General features: G+C 46.8%; 2 protein-coding genes. Both read left to right on the plus strand.

Annotated features, from left to right (window positions below):
• Positions 1-25 precede the first annotated feature (25 nt).
• Positions 26-370, plus strand: coding sequence for a hypothetical protein (locus ACO0LB_RS20415; RefSeq protein ID WP_423052512.1), 345 nt, complete (start codon positions 26-28; stop codon positions 368-370).
• The coding region (locus ACO0LB_RS20420; RefSeq protein ID WP_423052514.1) for a hypothetical protein at positions 336-1,474 on the plus strand (1,139 nt) is incomplete at its 3' end. The genes ACO0LB_RS20415 and ACO0LB_RS20420, both read left to right, overlap by 35 nt.

Consider the following 1,474-nt stretch of genomic DNA (forward strand, 5'->3'; position numbering starts at 1 on the left):
AGCAAGCAGAGGACTATTGAAGTAGATGTACTACGTTGTCAAAATCGAATACGGAAAATCAGAGACTCAGGGAGAGTATCTTATAACAATATCCAACACTAAAACAAGGACACTTGTAGCGGAGCAAACAATCTGCGATTGTGGAATTGCATTCCCGAAGCCAGCCAAGACAGAAGTTGGAGACATTGTTGCATTAACACCCGAGAATCTGGGCATACAGGACAGCCTGACTATCAAGTTCGTTGATTACAATACTTTGAAGGTTAAATTGATTGATTTATTTCACATTGAAAGGATTCCAGAAGTTGCACACTCTTTATATTATCTTCTGAAAGATGGAGAATGTCAAGATCTACACGGGCCATGCTGATCTGGCACTGCCAGAGGATGCTGAGGCAAAGAGGAAGATCTTGGAGGTCATTGACGCTCAGGCTGATTCAGCAGCGGCTCTCTGCAAGACTAACTTGGTGAAAGATGCAGTCATCCAGTTTGTCAAGTTGTCCGATCTTGCTGGTGAGATTAGTGGTGCCAGGCTAGATGTGCCTGATTTGATTGCTGAAGTCGCCAAGATCTTGCCGAGCATCCTGGATGATTACACTTGGAATGACTCGTATAAGGCACTTGATGTGATGCGCAGGATCATCTACAACATCGGCCCTGAGACCCGTAGTGTCAAGAAGGGCAAGAATGCAGACATCAACTGGAGACTACGCATCACTGAAGTTGTGACTCCTGCACAGATTGCAGGGCTGAATGCAATTGACTTTGAGAAGATTGCAGCTGATGGCATCTTGACTGATCAAGCCACAGCTAACAACACAAAACGTCGAGCTGAGATTGAGGCGAAGTGGACATCGATCAAGGATGGTGTGAATTATGCCACTGCTGGAGCGATTGTTGTGTCAACCTTCAAGTCAACTAGTGCTCCAACCTCACAGCCTAAGCTTGCCGCTGGCAACGTACTGCTGTTAACGATCAAGCAGGCAACAATTGTTGGTCTGTACATTCTTGAGAAGTTCACCAAGGTGGCATGCGAGAAGAACCATGACATCTTGACACCATTGTCTGGTGCAGTGTTCTCAAGAGATAGTCTGACGAAGATGATACAAGATCCAGTGATCGCAGCTGCGTTTGGGACGAAGTGCAAGTTGGTTGATGCAATCAACAAGAGTGCGCAGAATGGAGGGCAGTTCCTGGAAGGTTCAAGAGCTGATGTGGCTGCAGTCTGTGTATTGATCGGGACTGCGAACGTGAAGAAGCAGGAGGAGAGGAAATCGATTGTCCAACGCACGATGAAGCAATACTTTGCACAGAAGCGCGAAGGTTCAAAGGATGTGTTCAAGGCGATGCTACCATTTGGCACTGGTGGTCTTCCTGAAGAGTGGACTTTTGATGTCCTTTCAGACATCCAAGAAACGTCCCGTCGCCAGTCACAAGCACTACGACTTGCAGCTTCACAAGCTATTGCGTGGAC

Origin of the sequence: Undibacterium sp. SXout7W, assembly GCF_049339385.1 — a bacterium.
GTDB lineage: Bacteria > Pseudomonadota > Gammaproteobacteria > Burkholderiales > Burkholderiaceae_D > Undibacterium.

Coding starts and splice junctions, on each gene's coding strand:
- ACO0LB_RS20415 (WP_423052512.1), top strand. CDS start 26: ATGTACTACGTTGTCAAAATCGAATACGGAAAATCAGAGACTCAGGGA.